Origin of the sequence: Streptomyces sp. NPDC051664 (assembly GCF_044453545.1) — a bacterium.
In the GTDB taxonomy this organism is placed as follows: Bacteria; Actinomycetota; Actinomycetes; order Streptomycetales; family Streptomycetaceae; genus Streptomyces.
Genome location: NZ_JBITCU010000001.1, coordinates 648,260 through 663,072, shown reverse-complemented (window position 1 = coordinate 663,072; position 14,813 = coordinate 648,260). Strand labels below are relative to the sequence as shown.

12 protein-coding genes are annotated in these 14,813 nt (G+C 66.9%); 7 read left to right on the top strand and 5 right to left on the bottom strand.

Translation table 11 applies throughout. The features are described 5' to 3' along the window. Positions 1 to 10 precede the first annotated feature (10 nt). Entirely contained in the window at positions 11 to 1,069 is a 1,059-nt protein-coding gene (locus ACIA8E_RS02980; RefSeq protein ID WP_399293587.1) for an ABC transporter ATP-binding protein, read from the top strand. Continuing rightward, positions 1,062 to 2,204: an ABC transporter ATP-binding protein gene (locus ACIA8E_RS02975; RefSeq protein ID WP_399293584.1), complete on the top strand. Its 1,143-nt coding sequence runs from the start codon at positions 1,062 to 1,064 to the stop codon at positions 2,202 to 2,204. Before ACIA8E_RS02980 ends, ACIA8E_RS02975 begins: the two co-directional genes overlap by 8 nt. A gap of 199 nt (positions 2,205 to 2,403) precedes the next feature. On the opposite strand, the gene ACIA8E_RS02970 is transcribed toward ACIA8E_RS02975, so the two are convergent. From ACIA8E_RS02970 to ACIA8E_RS02950, 5 genes are all read right to left on the bottom strand, one after another. Continuing rightward, entirely contained in the window at positions 2,404 to 3,492 is a 1,089-nt protein-coding gene (locus tag ACIA8E_RS02970; protein WP_399293581.1) for an ABC transporter ATP-binding protein, read from the bottom strand. Positions 3,493 to 3,518: 26 nt separating this feature from the next. Then, the gene (locus ACIA8E_RS02965) at positions 3,519 to 4,484 is read right to left on the bottom strand and encodes an ABC transporter ATP-binding protein (RefSeq protein ID WP_399293823.1); all 966 of its coding nucleotides are present in this window, start codon (positions 4,482 to 4,484) and stop codon (positions 3,519 to 3,521) included. A gap of 71 nt (positions 4,485 to 4,555) precedes the next feature. Beyond that, positions 4,556 to 5,536: an ABC transporter permease gene (locus ACIA8E_RS02960; RefSeq protein ID WP_329161108.1), complete on the bottom strand. Its 981-nt coding sequence runs from the start codon at positions 5,534 to 5,536 to the stop codon at positions 4,556 to 4,558. 87 nt (positions 5,537 to 5,623) lie between these two features. Next, positions 5,624 to 7,408: an ABC transporter substrate-binding protein gene (locus ACIA8E_RS02955; protein ID WP_399293578.1), complete on the bottom strand. Its 1,785-nt coding sequence runs from the start codon at positions 7,406 to 7,408 to the stop codon at positions 5,624 to 5,626. Positions 7,409 to 7,482: 74 nt separating this feature from the next. Continuing rightward, complete coding sequence (locus tag ACIA8E_RS02950) at positions 7,483 to 8,511, bottom strand: ABC transporter permease (protein WP_399293575.1); 1,029 nt, start codon at positions 8,509 to 8,511, stop codon at positions 7,483 to 7,485. Positions 8,512 to 8,952: 441 nt separating this feature from the next. On the opposite strand from ACIA8E_RS02950, the gene ACIA8E_RS02945 reads away from it, so the two are divergent. The 5 genes from ACIA8E_RS02945 (at position 8,953) to ACIA8E_RS02925 (ending at position 14,707) form a co-directional block, all read left to right on the top strand. Further along, positions 8,953 to 10,590 carry an ABC transporter substrate-binding protein gene (locus ACIA8E_RS02945; protein WP_399293572.1) on the top strand — a complete coding sequence of 546 codons (1,638 nt, stop codon included), beginning with the start codon at positions 8,953 to 8,955 and terminating at the stop codon, positions 10,588 to 10,590. Between the two features lie 94 nt (positions 10,591 to 10,684). Then, complete coding sequence (locus tag ACIA8E_RS02940; protein WP_313939017.1) at positions 10,685 to 11,608, top strand: ABC transporter permease; 924 nt, start codon at positions 10,685 to 10,687, stop codon at positions 11,606 to 11,608. Then, on the top strand, positions 11,601 to 12,575 hold the full coding sequence (locus ACIA8E_RS02935) for an ABC transporter permease (RefSeq protein WP_313939018.1): 975 nt from the start codon (positions 11,601 to 11,603) through the stop codon (positions 12,573 to 12,575). Before ACIA8E_RS02940 ends, ACIA8E_RS02935 begins: the two co-directional genes overlap by 8 nt. Before the next feature lie 13 nt (positions 12,576 to 12,588). After that, complete coding sequence (locus ACIA8E_RS02930) at positions 12,589 to 13,566, top strand: ABC transporter ATP-binding protein (RefSeq protein WP_399293568.1); 978 nt, start codon at positions 12,589 to 12,591, stop codon at positions 13,564 to 13,566. After that, complete coding sequence (locus ACIA8E_RS02925) at positions 13,556 to 14,707, top strand: ABC transporter ATP-binding protein (RefSeq protein WP_399293565.1); 1,152 nt, start codon at positions 13,556 to 13,558, stop codon at positions 14,705 to 14,707. The genes ACIA8E_RS02930 and ACIA8E_RS02925 overlap by 11 nt, the downstream gene beginning before the upstream one ends. Positions 14,708 to 14,813: the final 106 nt, after the last annotated feature.

The following is a 14,813-nucleotide window of genomic DNA, read 5'->3' as shown; positions in this document are numbered from 1 at the left end:
GAGGGCGTACGTGACTACCATCGACAAGACCGCCGAAGTCCCGTCCCCGCGCTCGGGTGACGACCACGTCGGCCCGCTGCTCGAAGTCCGTGACCTGCACGTGGAGTTCCACACCCGTGACGGCGTGGTCAAGGCCGTCAACGGTGTGAACTACAGCGTGGACGCAGGGGAGACGCTCGCCGTTCTCGGTGAGTCCGGCTCCGGCAAGTCCGTGACGGCGCAGGCCATCATGGGCATCCTCGACATGCCGCCGGGCAAGATCCCTCAGGGGGAGATCCTCTTCCGCGGCCAGGACATGCTGAAGATGTCCTACGAGGAGCGTCGGCAGATCCGTGGCCAGAAGATCGCGATGATCTTCCAGGACGCGCTCTCCTCGCTGAACCCGGTCCTCACCGTCGGCTACCAGCTCGGCGAGATGTTCCGGGTCCACCAGGGCATGTCCAAGAAGGACGCGCAGGCCAAGGCCATCGACCTGATGGACCAGGTCAAGATCCCGGCCGCCAGGGCCCGGGTCTCGGACTACCCGCACCAGTTCTCCGGCGGTATGCGTCAGCGCATCATGATCGCCATGGCGCTTGCCCTGGAGCCGGACCTGATCATCGCGGACGAGCCGACCACCGCGCTCGACGTGACCGTGCAGGCCCAGGTGATGGACCTCCTCGCGGAGCTCCAGCGCGAGTACAACATGGGTCTCATCCTGATCACGCACGACCTCGGTGTCGTCGCCGACGTCGCGGACAAGATCGCCGTGATGTACGCGGGCCGGATCGTCGAGACCTCCCCGGTCCACGAGATCTACAAGCGCCCGGCACACCCGTACACCAAGGGTCTGCTGGAGTCGATCCCGCGGCTGGACCAGAAGGGCCAGGAGCTCTTCGCGATCAAGGGCCTGCCGCCCAACCTGCTCCACGTGCCCACGGGTTGTGCCTTCAACCCGCGCTGCACGATGGCACAGGACATCTGCCGTACGGACATCCCGGCCCTGCGCCCGGTGACCGAGCAGGACGGCACCGAGCTGGCCGGCCGCGGCAGCGCCTGCCACTTCTGGAAGGAGACGATCCATGGCTGACATCGACAAGGAGCCCGTGGACGCCACCCCGAACGTCACCGAAGTGGAGACGGTCGACGCGGCCACCGAGGCGGAGGCCGTTGCCGCCATCGAGGCACCGGTGTCGCAGGGCGAGCCGATCCTCCAGGTCCGCAACCTGGTCAAGCACTTCCCGCTGACCCAGGGCATCCTGTTCAAGAAGCAGGTCGGTGCCGTCAAGGCCGTGGACGGTATCTCGTTCGACCTGTACCAGGGCGAGACGCTCGGCATCGTGGGCGAGTCCGGCTGTGGCAAGTCCACGGTCGCCAAGCTCTTGATGACGCTGGAGCGGGCCACCGCCGGTGAGGTCTTCTACAAGGGCCAGGACATCACCAAGCTGTCCGGCCGCGCGCTGAAGGCTGTACGCCGGAACATCCAGATGGTGTTCCAGGACCCGTACACCTCGCTCAACCCGCGGATGACGGTCGGCGACATCATCGGGGAGACCTTCGAGATCCACCCCGAGGTGGCACCCAAGGGCGACCGGCGCCGCAAGGTGCAGGACCTCCTGGATGTCGTGGGTCTCAACCCGGAGTACATCAACCGTTATCCGCACCAGTTCTCCGGCGGTCAGCGCCAGCGCATCGGCATCGCCCGCGGCCTCGCGCTCAACCCGGAGATCATCATCTGCGACGAGCCGGTCTCCGCGCTCGACGTGTCGGTGCAGGCGCAGGTCATCAACCTGATGGAGAAGCTGCAGGACGAGTTCAACCTCTCCTACCTCTTCATCGCGCACGACCTGTCGATCGTCCGGCACATCTCGGACCGGGTCGGCGTCATGTACCTCGGCAAGATGGCCGAGATCGGTACGGACACGCAGATCTACGACCACCCGACGCACCCGTACACCCAGGCGCTGCTGTCGGCGGTCCCGGTTCCGGACCCGGAGGCCCGTGAGGGCCGCGAGCGGATCATCCTCACCGGTGACGTCCCGTCGCCGGCGAACCCGCCGTCGGGCTGCCGCTTCCGCACCCGCTGCTGGAAGGCCCAGGACCAGTGCGCGACGGAGGTGCCGCTGCTGGCGATTCCCGAGCGCTTCAAGTCCTCGGACACCCCGGCCGCGCACGAGTCGGCGTGCCACTTCGCCGAGGAGAAGGACGTCGTGCACGCGGCGTAGTTCTGCTCGAAGGCGCAGACACGAAGGCGCCCGGAACCGATCGGTTCCGGGCGCCTTTCCCATGTCCCGGGAACCGGGCTCGCAGGTGGCTCGGGTCAATGGGCCGACGTGCTCGGTTTCTCGGGCCGGAGGGGCCGGGCGGATGGAGGACCGATCGGATCCGTCTCCGCCCGGCCCCTCCGGGGCGAGGGCAGGGGTGTCAGCCCCCGGCCTTGGGGTCCTCGGTGTTCTTCCCGGCCGGGCTCGCCGCGCCCTGGGCCGTACGCGCCCGCGGGACGGACGAGACGGTGCCGGGGCCCTCCGGGTGGTGGCAGGCCGTCAGATGGCCGTCCCGGCTGCCCTCGATGCGTACCAGCGGCGGCGTCTCGCTCGCGCACTTCTCCGTCGCCTTCCAGCAGCGGGTGCGGAACCGGCAGCCCGACGGCGGGTTGACCGGAGACGGCACATCGCCGGCCAGCCGGATCCGCTCACGGGCCGGTACGTCGTCGGCAGTCGCCTCGGGCACGGCGGAGAGCAGCGCCTTCGTGTACGGGTGGCGCGGGTTGCCGTACAGATCGTCCCGGTCGGCGATCTCCACGATCCGGCCGAGATACATCACCGCGACGCGCTGCGAGAAGTGACGTACGACGGCGAGGTCGTGCGCGATGAACAGGAACGCGATGCCCAGTTCCTTCTGCAGCTTCTGCAGCAGGTTCACCACCTGCGCCTGGATCGACACGTCCAGCGCCGAGACCGGCTCGTCGGCGACGATCAGCTTCGGCTCCAGGGCGAGCGCCCGGGCCACCCCGATGCGCTGGCGCTGACCGCCGGAGAACTCGTGCGGGAAGCGGTTGTAGTGCTCCGGGTTGAGCCCCACCGTCTCCAGCAGTTCGCGTACGCGCGCCTCGCGGCCGCCCGGCGGGTCGATGTCGTTGATCTCCATCGGTCCGGCGACGATCTTGCCGACGGTCTGCCGCGGGTTCAGCGAGGCGTACGGGTCCTGGAAGATCATCTGGATCTCGGAGCGGACCGGCGCCAACTCGCGCCGCGAGGCGTGGGTGATGTCCTGCCCGCGGTACGAGATCTTGCCGCCGGTCGGCTCCAGCAGCCGGGTGACCAGTCGGCCCGTGGTCGACTTGCCGCAGCCGGACTCGCCTACCAGGCCCAGGCTCTCGCCCTCGGAGACCGTGAAGTCCAGTCCGTCCACGGCCTGCACCGCGCCGACCGTCCGGCGGATCGGGAAGCCGCCCCTGATCGGGAAGTGCTTGGTGAGTCCGGCGACGTCCAGGAGGGGATCGGTGCTGCTCATAGTGGGGATGTCCCGTCTCTTGTACGTCAGTTGGGCCGGGTGCCGGCGAAGTCGGCGAAGAACTGGGTGCGCTGCTCCGCGGTGAGGTGGCAGGCGGCCCCGCGTCCGGCCACCAGCTCCAGCGGTGGCTGGTCGGTCGCGCAGCGCGCGCCGCCGACCTGCTCGGTGAACGAGCACCGCGGGTGGAACCGGCAGCCGGTCGGCGGGTTGAGGAGGCTCGGAGGGGTGCCGGGGATCGGCGACAGCGGCACGTCGACCGGTCCCTCGAGGGTTGGCATCGACCCCAGCAGGCCCCAGGTGTACGGGTGCTGGGGCGCCCGCAGCACCTCCTTCTTGGTGCCGCGCTCCACACACCGCCCGCCGTACATCACCAGCACGTCGTCCGCGATGTCGGCGATGACACCGAGGTCGTGGGTGATGAAGATGATCGAGGTGCCGGTCTCCTGCTGGAGGTCCTTGAGCAGATCGATGATCTGGGCCTGCACGGTGACGTCCAGCGCGGTGGTCGGCTCGTCGGCGATCAGCAGCTCCGGGTTGCAGACCAGCGCCATGGCGATCATCGCGCGCTGGCGCATACCGCCGGAGAACTGGTGCGGATAGTCGTCGACCCGCAGATCGGGCTGCGGGATGCCCACCTTGGTGAGCATCTCGATCGCCCGGGCCCGGCTCTCCCGCTTGGAGGCGCCGGTGTGCTTGCGGTACGTCTCGGAGATCTGCTTCCCGATGGTGTGGTACGGCGAGAGGGAGGCCAGTGCGTCCTGGAAGATCATGGCCATCTTGTTGCCGCGCAGCCGCTCCAGCTCCCGCTCCGAGGCGGTGAGCAGGTCCTGCCCGTCGAGCAGGATCTCCCCCTCGATCTCGGTGTGCTCGGGGTGGTGCAGACCGAGGATCGTCAGGTTGGTGACGGACTTGCCGGAACCGGACTCGCCGACGATACCGAGCGTGCGGCCCCGTTCGACGTCGAACGACAGCCCGTCGACGGCCTTGACCATGCCGTCTTCGGTGGAGAAGTGCACGCGCAGATCGCGTACGGAGAGGAAGGGGGTGCTCACTGGATCTCTCCCTAGGCGAGGCGGACGCGTGGATCGATGAGGGCGTAGACGGCGTCGACGATGATGTTGAAGACGACGATCGCTGCTGCCGCGACCAGGACGACGCCGAGCAGCAGCGGCAGGTCGTTGTCGAGGACGGCCTTGATGGAGAGTGCGCCGATACCGTGCAGTCCGAAGGTCTTCTCGGTGATGATCGCGCCGCCGAGGAGCAGGCCGAGGTCCAGTCCGAAGATGGTGACGATCGGCCCCATGGCGCCCCGCCAGGCGAACCGGAAGAAGACGGTACGCCGGGACAGGCCCTTGGCGCGTGCCGTGCGCACGTAGTCCTCGCTCAGCGTCTCGACGAGCTGGGAGCGGGCCATGCGTGTGTAGTTGGCGGTGAAGATGAGCGCCAGCACGAACCACGGCAGCAGCAGTCCCTGGAACCAGCCGGCCGGGTCCTCGGTGAACGGGACGTCCTTGGGACGGCTGAGGATGTGCCACTGGTCCGCCAGGTAGTACATGGCGACGACACCGACGATGTAGATCTGCATCGAGGAGAAGATGAGGGAGGCCGAGGAGGCAACCTTGTCGACCGCTTTGCCCTGCCGGACCGCGGCCAGCATGCCGGTGCCCACACCGAAGATCACGAAGATGACGGCGCTGCCCACCGAGAGGGAGAGGGTCGTCGGGAAGCGGTCGATGATCGTGCCCAGGACCGGCTCACGGTTGTGGAAGGAGTACCCGAGGCACGGCGCGGGGCAGTGCCCGAAGGAGGTGTAGTCCCGGCCGACGAAGACGGCACGCAGCCAGTGCCAGTACTGCACGGGCAGCGGGTCGGAGATGCCGAGGTTGCGCTTTACCAGTGCCAGCGTCTCGGGCGTGCACACCTTGCCGCAGGCAACGCGGGCCGGGTCGCGTGGTGCGACGTAGAAGAGGACGAAAGTGATGGCACTGATGATCAGCAGGATGACCAGTGCGCCGATTGCCCGGCGGATGAGGAAGCGGAACATGGCGATGGATTTCCCTGGCAGACGCCGACGAGGGGGAGGGGAGCGGGCGGGGCGCCGCAGGGGCGCCCCGCCTCGGGAGTGTGGGCGTCAGGCCTTCACGAACAGCTTGTAGAAGACGGCCGAGGACCACAGCGGGTGGAACATGGCGCCGCCGACCTTCGAGCCGTACAGGTAGAAGCGGCGCTGGAACGTCTCGGGGATGATCGGCGCCTCCTCCGTCATGATCCGCTTGTCCAGCGCGGCCCAGGCCTTGCCGGCCGCTGCCGGGTCGGCGATGGTGACGTTCTTCTTGATCGCCGCGTCGACCCAGTCGACCTTCAGCTGCGAGATGTTGTTGGAGCCGTTGGCGATGGTGCCGCCGTCGAACAGCGGCTGCACCAGGGTGTAGCCGGTCGGCCAGTCCGGGGACCAGCCGAACCACATCACGTCGAACTTGTTGTCGATCTGCTGGACCTGGTCGTAGTAGCTGGTCGAGTCCAGCGGCTTGATGACCGGGTCGAAGCCCGCCGCCTTGAGTGCGTTCTCGATGACGACCTTGGTCTTGTCGTAGGTGTTGCTCTGCGGGAAGGCGTAGACGACCTTCTGGCCCTCCTTGCCCGCCTCCTTCAGCAGCTTCTTGGCCGCCTCGGGGTCGCCCTGCGGCTTCTTCAGCTTGCCGTAGACGTCGTCATGGGCGTAGCCGAGGATGTCCGGGCTGAGGATGGACGTCGCGTAGTCACCGGCCGACGGGCCACCGTAGATCTTGCGGATCTGCTCCAGCGGCCAGGCGTGGATGAGTGCCTGACGCACCTTCAGGTCAGTGATCCGCTTGGTGTTGATGGCGTAGTAGTAGATGCCGGTCAGCAGACCGTTGAAGGTGCGCTTCTTCAGCTCGGGGTCGGTGAGGACCTTCTGGATGCGCTCGGCCGGGACACCGCTGTACGCCATGACCGCGTACTGGTCGTCGCCGTCGTCGGCGATCATGCGGTCCGTCGCCGGGAGCGATTCCGGACCGAACTCGTACACGAAGCTGTCCGGGTAGGCGTTACGGATCGAGTCCGTGTTCGGGTCCCATTGCGGGTTGCGCACCAGCGTCATCGACTTGTCGACGGCGTGGCTCTTGATGCGGTACGGACCGCACGAGACCGGGTCCTTGTCGTACTTCTCCTTGCTGTCGCCCTTGACCGGGACGGCACCGTAGGAGCTCATCGCGAGGGTGAAGTTGAAGTCCGGACGGGCCTCGGCGAGCTTGAAGGTGATGGTCTTCGCCGCGGCGTCGGTGACGACCGAGTCGAGGTGCTTGCCGCTGAACGGGCCCTTGTACTTCGACCGGAAGTCGGTGCTGCCGGTCAGTGCGGTCTGGGCGTAGGTGGCGCCCTCGGTGGTGAAGCTGGCGAAGCCGCGCTCGATGCCGTGGCGCACGTCCTCGACGGTGAGCTCCTTGCCGTCCTCCCACTTCAGACCGTCCTTCAGCGTGAAGGTCCAGGACTTTCCGCCGTCGCCGATGGTGCCGGCGTCGGTGGCGAGGTCACCGACGAGCTTCATCGAGCCGTCCGCCGCGATCTTGTAGCCGGTCAGGCAGCGGATGAAGAGGTCACCGACCGCGGAGTTCCACGAGAAGTAGATGCGCTGCGGGTCGAGGTGGGAGAAGTCGTCCGGGGCTATGCCGCGGATCGTGCCACCCTTCTTCGCCCCCTCGACCTCGGGTGCGGGACCGGTGGAGTCCTCCTTGGTGCCGACGACGACGGCGCCGGTGTACTTGTCGGCACCGCCGTGCCCGCCACCCTTGTTGCCCTTGCCGGCCGTGCTGCCGCTGCTGCAGGCGGAGAGGACCATCGAGCCACCGGCCGCGACCGACGTGGCGATGACGAAGTTTCTGCGGGAAAGGGACATGGCTTCCTGCTCTGGTCGAGGGAGAGAAACGATGGATCCGGCGGGCCCCGTCGCCCGGTCGGAGGAAGTACGGTTCAGCGCTTGGTCTTCGGGTCCAGTGCGTCACGCACCGAGTCGCCCAGGAGGTTGAAGGCGATCACGAAGATCACCATCGTGACGCCGGGGAAGAGCATGAACGTGATGTCGCTCTGGTAGACGTCCGATCCGCGCTGGATCATCACGCCCCAGTCGGGTGTCGGGGAGGTGAGCCCGACACCGAGGAAGGCGAGGCCCGCCTCGGCCGTGACGTATGCGGGCAGCGCGAGGGTCGCCTGGATGAGGATCGGCGTCCAGAGGTTGGGAAGCAGTTCCTTGAAGATGATCCGCGTCGGCGATGCGCCGGTGACCTTGGCCGCCTCGATGAACTCGCGCTCGCGCAGGGCGAGTACCTCGCCGCGCAGCAGACGCGCGATGGACGCCCAGCCGAAGGCGGTCATCACCGAGATGAGACTGACGACGGTCAGCCAGACCGGGGTGTTCTCCTCCGGCGAGACCAGGATCGAGATCATCACCGGCCAGAAGGCGATGAAGAAGAGCGTGGAGGGGAAAGCCAGCAGGATGTCGATGACCCGGCCGACGAGGTAATCGGTCTTCCCGCCGAGATAGCCCGCCGTGATGCCGACGGCGATTCCGATCGCCGTCACCAGCAGGGTCGTGGCCGCCGCGATGAGCAGCGAGTTACGTATGGCGTAGAGCAGGAACGTGAAGACGTCCCGGCCGAGTCCGGGCTCGATGCCGAACCAGAAGTCGCTGCTGATACCGCCGTTGGGCAGGACCGGGGAGCCGAAGTCGTCGAGCAGGCTCGTGTCGTTCTGGCCGTAGGTCGTGTACGGATCCTTGCCGTACAGCTTGGCGATCAGTGGGGCGCAGAGGGCCACCACGAAGAAGGCGATGACCACGTAGGCAGAAAACATGCCGGTGCGGTCGCGCTTGAAGCGCCGCCAGGCCAACTTCCCCGGCGAACGGCCCTCGCCGCCCTTGGGAGCCGAAGGATCCGGCGCCGGCGGCGCCTTCGCATCCACTACCTCAAGAGGAGCGGTTGTGTGCGGGATTGGAATCGTCATGGTGCTCCTGGCCCGAGGGTCGAAGGACTCCGCAGGGCAACACCTACGGGCTACTCGGACTTTTTCAACGCAATTCACGGAGGGTCAATGAATGTCCGGTTGACTTGAGGTGCTCTTTGGGACCTTGACGGATACATGACCAATGGTTGCCCTCCGCTTTGCCGCCTCATGACTCAATCGAAAGGATGTTCGTCGCATGCGAGGAGGAACCCGGCAATGAGTCCGATATGCGGGCGGCACTGTCTCGGAATTCGTACATCCACCCAATTGGATGCGTGGGTGATGCGCGTTCGATGCGCGGCCGTTATCAACCCGCTGCTCACCGGATTGCGCCCGTGGGGGTACCGCGGCGCTCGGATGGGTGGTGTAAATGTGCAGAAGGTAAGTGATGAGGTGATATTTGACTCCACGTGAGACGGAGCTCGACGAGGAGGCATTTCCATGCGCGGAGCCACACAGGCCAAGTGGGCCGCAGGTGCCGTGACCGTCGCCCTGGTGGCGACGGCCTGCGGTGGCGGCGGCGGGGGCGGCGGTGGCGGTGGTGGCGGCGCCAATGGGATCGTCAGCTCCTCCTGGGGTGACCCGCAGAACCCGCTGGAGCCCGCCAACACCAATGAGGTGCAGGGCGGCAAGGTCCTCGACATGATCTTCCGGGGGCTGAAGGTGTACGACCCGAAGACCGGTGCGGCGACGAACATGCTCGCCCAGAAGATCGAGACCACCGACTCGCAGAACTTCACGATCACGGTGAAGGACGGCTGGACCTTCAGCAACGGCGAGAAGATCACCGCGAAGTCCTTCGTGGACGCCTGGAACTACGGCGCCCTGCTGAAGAACAATCAGAAGAACGCCTACTTCTTCGGATACATCGACGGTTACGACAAGGTCCACCCCGACACCGGCAGTGCCAGCGCCGGGAAGCTCTCCGGCCTCAAGGTCGTCGACCCGATGACCTTCACGGTGAAGCTGACGCAGAAGTTCTCGCTCTGGCCGGACACCCTCGGCTACCCGGCCTTCGCCCCGCTGCCGCAGGCCTTCTTCACCGACCACGCCGGCTGGCTCGCCAAACCCGTCGGCAACGGTCCGTACACCATCGACAAGTACACCAAGGGCTCCTCGATGAGCCTGCGCAAGTGGGACAAGTACCCCGGTGACGACAAGGCGCAGAACGGCGGCATCGACCTCAAGGTCTACACCGACAACAACACCGCCTACACCGATCTGATCGCGGGCAACCTCGACCTCGTCGACGACGTACCGGCCTCTCAGCTGAAGAACGTCAAGGCGGACCTCGGCGACCGGTACATCAACACCCCGGCCGGCATCATCCAGACCCTCGCCTTCCCCTTCTACGACAAGAAGTGGGACACCCCCGGCGGCATCAAGGTCCGCCAGGGCCTGTCGATGGCGATCAACCGCGACCAGATCACCGACCAGATCTTCCAGAAGACCCGCACCCCCGCCTCCGACTGGACGTCCCCGGTCCTCGGCGCGGACGGCGGCTTCAAGGAAGGGCTGTGCGGGGCCCCGTGCGAATACAACGCGGCGAACGCCAAGAAGCTGATCCAGGAGGGCGGCGGCATCCCCGGCGGCCAGCTGAAGATCTCTTACAACGCGGACACCGGCTCGCACAAGGAATGGGTCGATGCCGTCTGCAACAGCATCAACAAGGCGATGGGGAACAACAAGGCCTGCGTCGGCTCCCCGGTCGGCACCTTCGCCGACTTCCGCAGTCAGGTCTCCCAGCAGAAGCTCACCGGCGCCTGGCGCGCGGGCTGGCAGATGGACTACCCGCTGATCCAGAACTTCCTGCAGCCCCTCTACTACACCAACGCCTCGTCCAACGACGGCAAGTGGAGCAACAAGAAGTTCGATTCCCTGGTCGACAAGGCCAACGCCGAGTCCGACAAGGCCAAGGCCGTCTCCACCTTCCAGGACGCGGAGAAGGTCCTTGCCGAGCAGATGCCCGTCATCCCGCTCTGGTACCAGAACGGCAGCGCCGGCTACTCGGAGCAGATCACCAACGTCGCGCTGAACCAGTTCAGCGTCCCGGTGTACGAGCAGATCAAGGTCAAGTAACCCCGCAGGGCCGGATGGCCGGTGCGCTGTGCCGCACCGGCCATCCGGCTTCCCCATCCCCGCGCCACCGACCCCCGCGACCTCCGGAGTCTTCATGGGACGTTATGTGATCCGGCGGCTGCTGCAGATGATTCCGGTCTTCTTCGGCACCACGCTGCTGATCTTCCTCATGGTGAACGTGATGGGCGACCCCATCGCGGGTCTCTGCGGCGATCGCCAGTGCGATCCGGCGACCGCCGCCCAGCTCCGCTCGGAATTCGGCCTCGATAAGCCGGTCTGGCAGCAGTACGCCACCTACATGGGCAATGTCTTCACCGGCGACTTCGGCACCGCGTTCAACGGCCAGAAGGTCACCGAGCTGATGGGCACCGCCTTCCCCATCACCATCCGGCTCACCATCGTCGCGATCGTCTTCGAGGTCGTCATCGGCATCACCCTCGGCGTCATCACCGGCCTGCGCCGCGGCCGGCCCGTCGACACCACGGTGCTGATCCTGACCCTGGTCGTCATCTCCATCCCGACCTTCGTCACCGGTCTGCTGCTCCAGCTCCTCCTCGGCGTGGAGTGGGGCGTCATCAAACCGTCCGTCTCCCCCGAGGCGCCGTTCAACGAACTCCTCGTCCCCGGACTCGTCCTCGCCTCGGTCTCCCTGGCGTACGTCACCCGGCTCACCCGGACCTCGATCGCCGAGAACGCCCGCGCCGACTACGTCCGTACCGCCACCGCCAAGGGCCTCCCCAGGCGCCGGGTCGTCCTCCGGCACCTGCTGCGCAACTCGCTGATCCCCGTCGTCACCTTCATCGGTACGGACGTGGGCGCCCTGATGGGCGGGGCGATCGTCACGGAGCGCATCTTCAACATCCACGGCGTCGGCTACCAGCTCTACCAGGGCATCCTGCGCCAGAACTCCCAGACCGTCGTCGGGTTCGTCACCGTCCTGGTCCTCGTCTTCCTGGCGGCCAACCTGATCGTCGACCTCTTGTACGCCGTACTCGACCCGAGGATCCGCTATGCCTGAGCAGACGCCGGACGAAGCGATCTCCCCGGGCGGGGCAGGAGCGGCCATGGATCTCGCCATGGCGCAGGGGGAGACGCTGGAGAAGACACCGGGCGGCCCCGAGGGCACCGGACCGGCCGAGAAGCCCCGCAGTCTCTGGTCCGACGCCTGGCGCGACCTGCGCCGCAACCCGGTCTTCATCATCTCTTCCCTGATCATCCTCTTCCTGGTGATCATCTCGATCTGGCCGTCGCTGATCGCGGACCAGGACCCTCTCAACTGCGACCTGGGCAAGGCGCAGGAGGGCTCCCAGCCCGGCCACCCGTTCGGCTTCGACGGCCAGGGCTGCGACGTCTACACCCGTACCGTCTACGGGGCCAGGACATCGGTCACCGTGGGCGTCTGCGCCACCGTGGGAGTCTCGATCCTCGGCGGCATCCTGGGCGGGCTGGCCGGCTTCTTCGGCGGCTGGTGGGACTCGTTCCTGTCCCGTATCACCGACATCTTCTTCGGCATCCCGGTCGTCCTCGGCGGCCTGGTCTTCCTCTCCGTGGTGACCAGCTCGACCGTCTGGCCGGTGATCGGATTCATCGTGCTGCTGGGCTGGCCGCAGATCGCCCGTATCGCCCGTGGCTCGGTCATCACCGCCAAGCAGAACGACTACGTCCAGGCGGCCCGCGCGCTCGGCGCCTCCAACTCCCGGATGATGCTTCGCCACATCGCCCCCAACGCGGTCGCCCCCGTGATCGTCGTCGCGACCATCGCCCTGGGCACGTACATCTCTCTGGAGGCGACGCTCTCGTTCCTCGGCGTCGGTCTGAAACCGCCGGCAGTCTCCTGGGGCATCGACATCTCGGCAGCCTCCCAGTACATCCGCAACGCCCCGCACATGCTGCTCTGGCCCGCCGGAGCGCTGGCGATCACCGTGCTCGCGTTCATCATGCTCGGCGACGCGGTGCGCGACGCCCTCGACCCCAAGCTGCGCTGAGGAGCCCGTTGCCATGTTGCTCGAAGTGCGCGATCTGCACGTGGAGTTCCACACCCGGGACGGAGTGGCCAAAGCCGTCAACGGGGTCAACTACTCGGTGGCCGAGGGTGAGACGCTCGCCGTCCTCGGCGAGTCCGGCTCCGGCAAGTCGGTCACGGCACAGGCGATCATGGGCATTCTCGACATGCCACCGGGGAAGATCAGCAGCGGCGAGATCATCTTCAAGGGCCGCGATCTGCTGAAGCTCAAGGCCGACGAGCGCCGGAAGATCCGCGGCCAGGAGATGGCCATGATCTTCCAGGACGCGCTGTCGTCCCTCAACCCCGTGCTCAGCGTGGGGGACCAGCTCGGCGAGATGTTCGTCGTGCACCGCGGGATGTCCCGCAAGGATGCCCGGTCGAAAGCCATCGAGCTGATGGACCGGGTCCGCATCCCGGCCGCCAAGGAACGCGTCGGGAACTACCCGCACCAGTTCTCCGGTGGCATGCGCCAACGCATCATGATCGCCATGGCGATGGCGCTGGAACCCTCGCTGATCATCGCGGACGAACCCACCACCGCCCTCGATGTGACCGTCCAGGCCCAGGTGATGGACCTGCTCGCCGAGCTCCAGCGCGAGCTCAACATGGGACTCATCCTGATCACCCACGACCTGGGCGTGGTCGCGGACGTCGCCGACTACATCGCCGTGATGTACGCGGGCCGGATCGTGGAGTCGGCCCCCGTCCACGAGATCTACAAGGCCCCCGCCCACCCGTACACCAAGGGCCTCCTCCAGTCGATCCCACGGCTGGACCAGAAGGGCCAGGAGCTGTACGCGATCAAGGGGCTGCCGCCCAACCTGCTGCACATCCCGCCCGGCTGCGCCTTCAACCCCCGCTGCCCGCTGGCCCAGGACATCTGCCGCGGCGAGGTACCGCCGCTGTTCGAGGTGGCCCAGCACCGCGAGAGCGCCTGCTACTTCTGGAAGGAGACGCTCGATGCACGCTGAGCAGGGGAGCATCCGCGCGGGCGGCGAACCCATTCTGGAGGTCCGCGACCTCGTCAAGCACTATCCGCTGACCCAGGGCATCCTGTTCAAGAAGCAGGTCGGTGCGGTCAAGGCGGTCGATGGCGTCTCCTTCCAACTGGCCGCGGGCGAGACCCTCGGCATCGTGGGGGAGTCCGGCTGCGGCAAGTCGACCGTCGCCAGGATGCTCGTCCATCTGGAACAGCCGACGGCCGGCTCGATCAAGTACAAGGGCGAGGAGATCACCAAGCTGTCCGGCCGCGCGCTGAAGGCCGTACGCCGGAACATCCAGATGGTGTTCCAGGACCCGTACACCTCGCTCAACCCGCGGATGACGGTCGGCGACATCATCGGGGAGCCCTACGAGATCCACCCCGAGGTGGCACCCAAGGGCGACCGGCGCCGCAAGGTGCAGGACCTCCTGGATGTCGTCGGTCTCAACCCGGAGTACATCAACCGTTATCCGCACCAGTTCTCCGGCGGTCAGCGCCAGCGCATCGGCATCGCCCGCGGCCTCGCGCTCAACCCGGAGATCATCGTCGCCGACGAACCGGTCTCCGCGCTCGACGTCTCCGTGCAGGCCCAGGTGATCAACCTGCTCGACCGGCTGCAGGCGGAGTTCAATCTGAGTTACGTCTTCATCGCGCACGACCTGTCCATCGTCCGGCACATCTCCGACCGGGTCGGCGTCATGTATCTGGGCCGATTCGCCGAGATCGGTACGGACGAACAGATCTACGACCACCCCACGCACCCGTACACCCAGGCGCTGCTGTCGGCGGTCCCGGTGCCCGACCCGATGGCGCGCGAGCACCGGGAGCGGATCGTCCTGCACGGCGACGTGCCGTCCCCGGCCAACCCGCCGTCCGGCTGCCGCTTCCGCACTCGCTGCTGGAAGGCCCAGGAGCGGTGCGCACTGGAGGTGCCGCTGCTCGCGGTCCCCGCGGTCTTCCGGCTGACGGACACCCCGGCCCATCACGACTCGGCGTGCCACTTCGCGGAGGAGAAGCAGGTGGTGCCGCCCGGCGAGGAGCCCGCCCAGGAGCCCGCCGAGCAGCCGGAAGGACCGAGGGAGGGGCTCGAAGAGCCGGGGGAGCCGGGCGCCGGCCCCCGCATTCGTTAACGCATGGGCAACTCGGCTGTCGCACGTCCGATATACGAACGCGCCAGCATGAACGGTGTACGGCCGTGCGGGTGCCGTGAACCGGCCGGGAGGGCTTTCGAGTCCC

Excerpts from the sequence above, each read along its gene's own strand:
- ACIA8E_RS02975 (WP_399293584.1), top strand. The coding sequence starts at position 1,062 with ATGGCTGACATCGACAAGGAGCCCGTGGACGCCACCCCGAACGTCACC.
- ACIA8E_RS02970 (WP_399293581.1), bottom strand. The coding sequence starts at position 3,492 with ATGAGCAGCACCGATCCCCTCCTGGACGTCGCCGGACTCACCAAGCAC.
- ACIA8E_RS02965 (WP_399293823.1), bottom strand. The coding sequence starts at position 4,484 with ATGGTCAAGGCCGTCGACGGGCTGTCGTTCGACGTCGAACGGGGCCGC.
- ACIA8E_RS02960 (WP_329161108.1), bottom strand. The coding sequence starts at position 5,536 with ATGTTCCGCTTCCTCATCCGCCGGGCAATCGGCGCACTGGTCATCCTG.
- ACIA8E_RS02955 (WP_399293578.1), bottom strand. The coding sequence starts at position 7,408 with ATGTCCCTTTCCCGCAGAAACTTCGTCATCGCCACGTCGGTCGCGGCC.
- ACIA8E_RS02950 (WP_399293575.1), bottom strand. The coding sequence starts at position 8,511 with ATGACGATTCCAATCCCGCACACAACCGCTCCTCTTGAGGTAGTGGAT.
- ACIA8E_RS02945 (WP_399293572.1), top strand. The coding sequence starts at position 8,953 with ATGCGCGGAGCCACACAGGCCAAGTGGGCCGCAGGTGCCGTGACCGTC.
- ACIA8E_RS02940 (WP_313939017.1), top strand. The coding sequence starts at position 10,685 with ATGGGACGTTATGTGATCCGGCGGCTGCTGCAGATGATTCCGGTCTTC.
- ACIA8E_RS02935 (WP_313939018.1), top strand. The coding sequence starts at position 11,601 with ATGCCTGAGCAGACGCCGGACGAAGCGATCTCCCCGGGCGGGGCAGGA.
- ACIA8E_RS02930 (WP_399293568.1), top strand. The coding sequence starts at position 12,589 with ATGTTGCTCGAAGTGCGCGATCTGCACGTGGAGTTCCACACCCGGGAC.
- ACIA8E_RS02925 (WP_399293565.1), top strand. The coding sequence starts at position 13,556 with ATGCACGCTGAGCAGGGGAGCATCCGCGCGGGCGGCGAACCCATTCTG.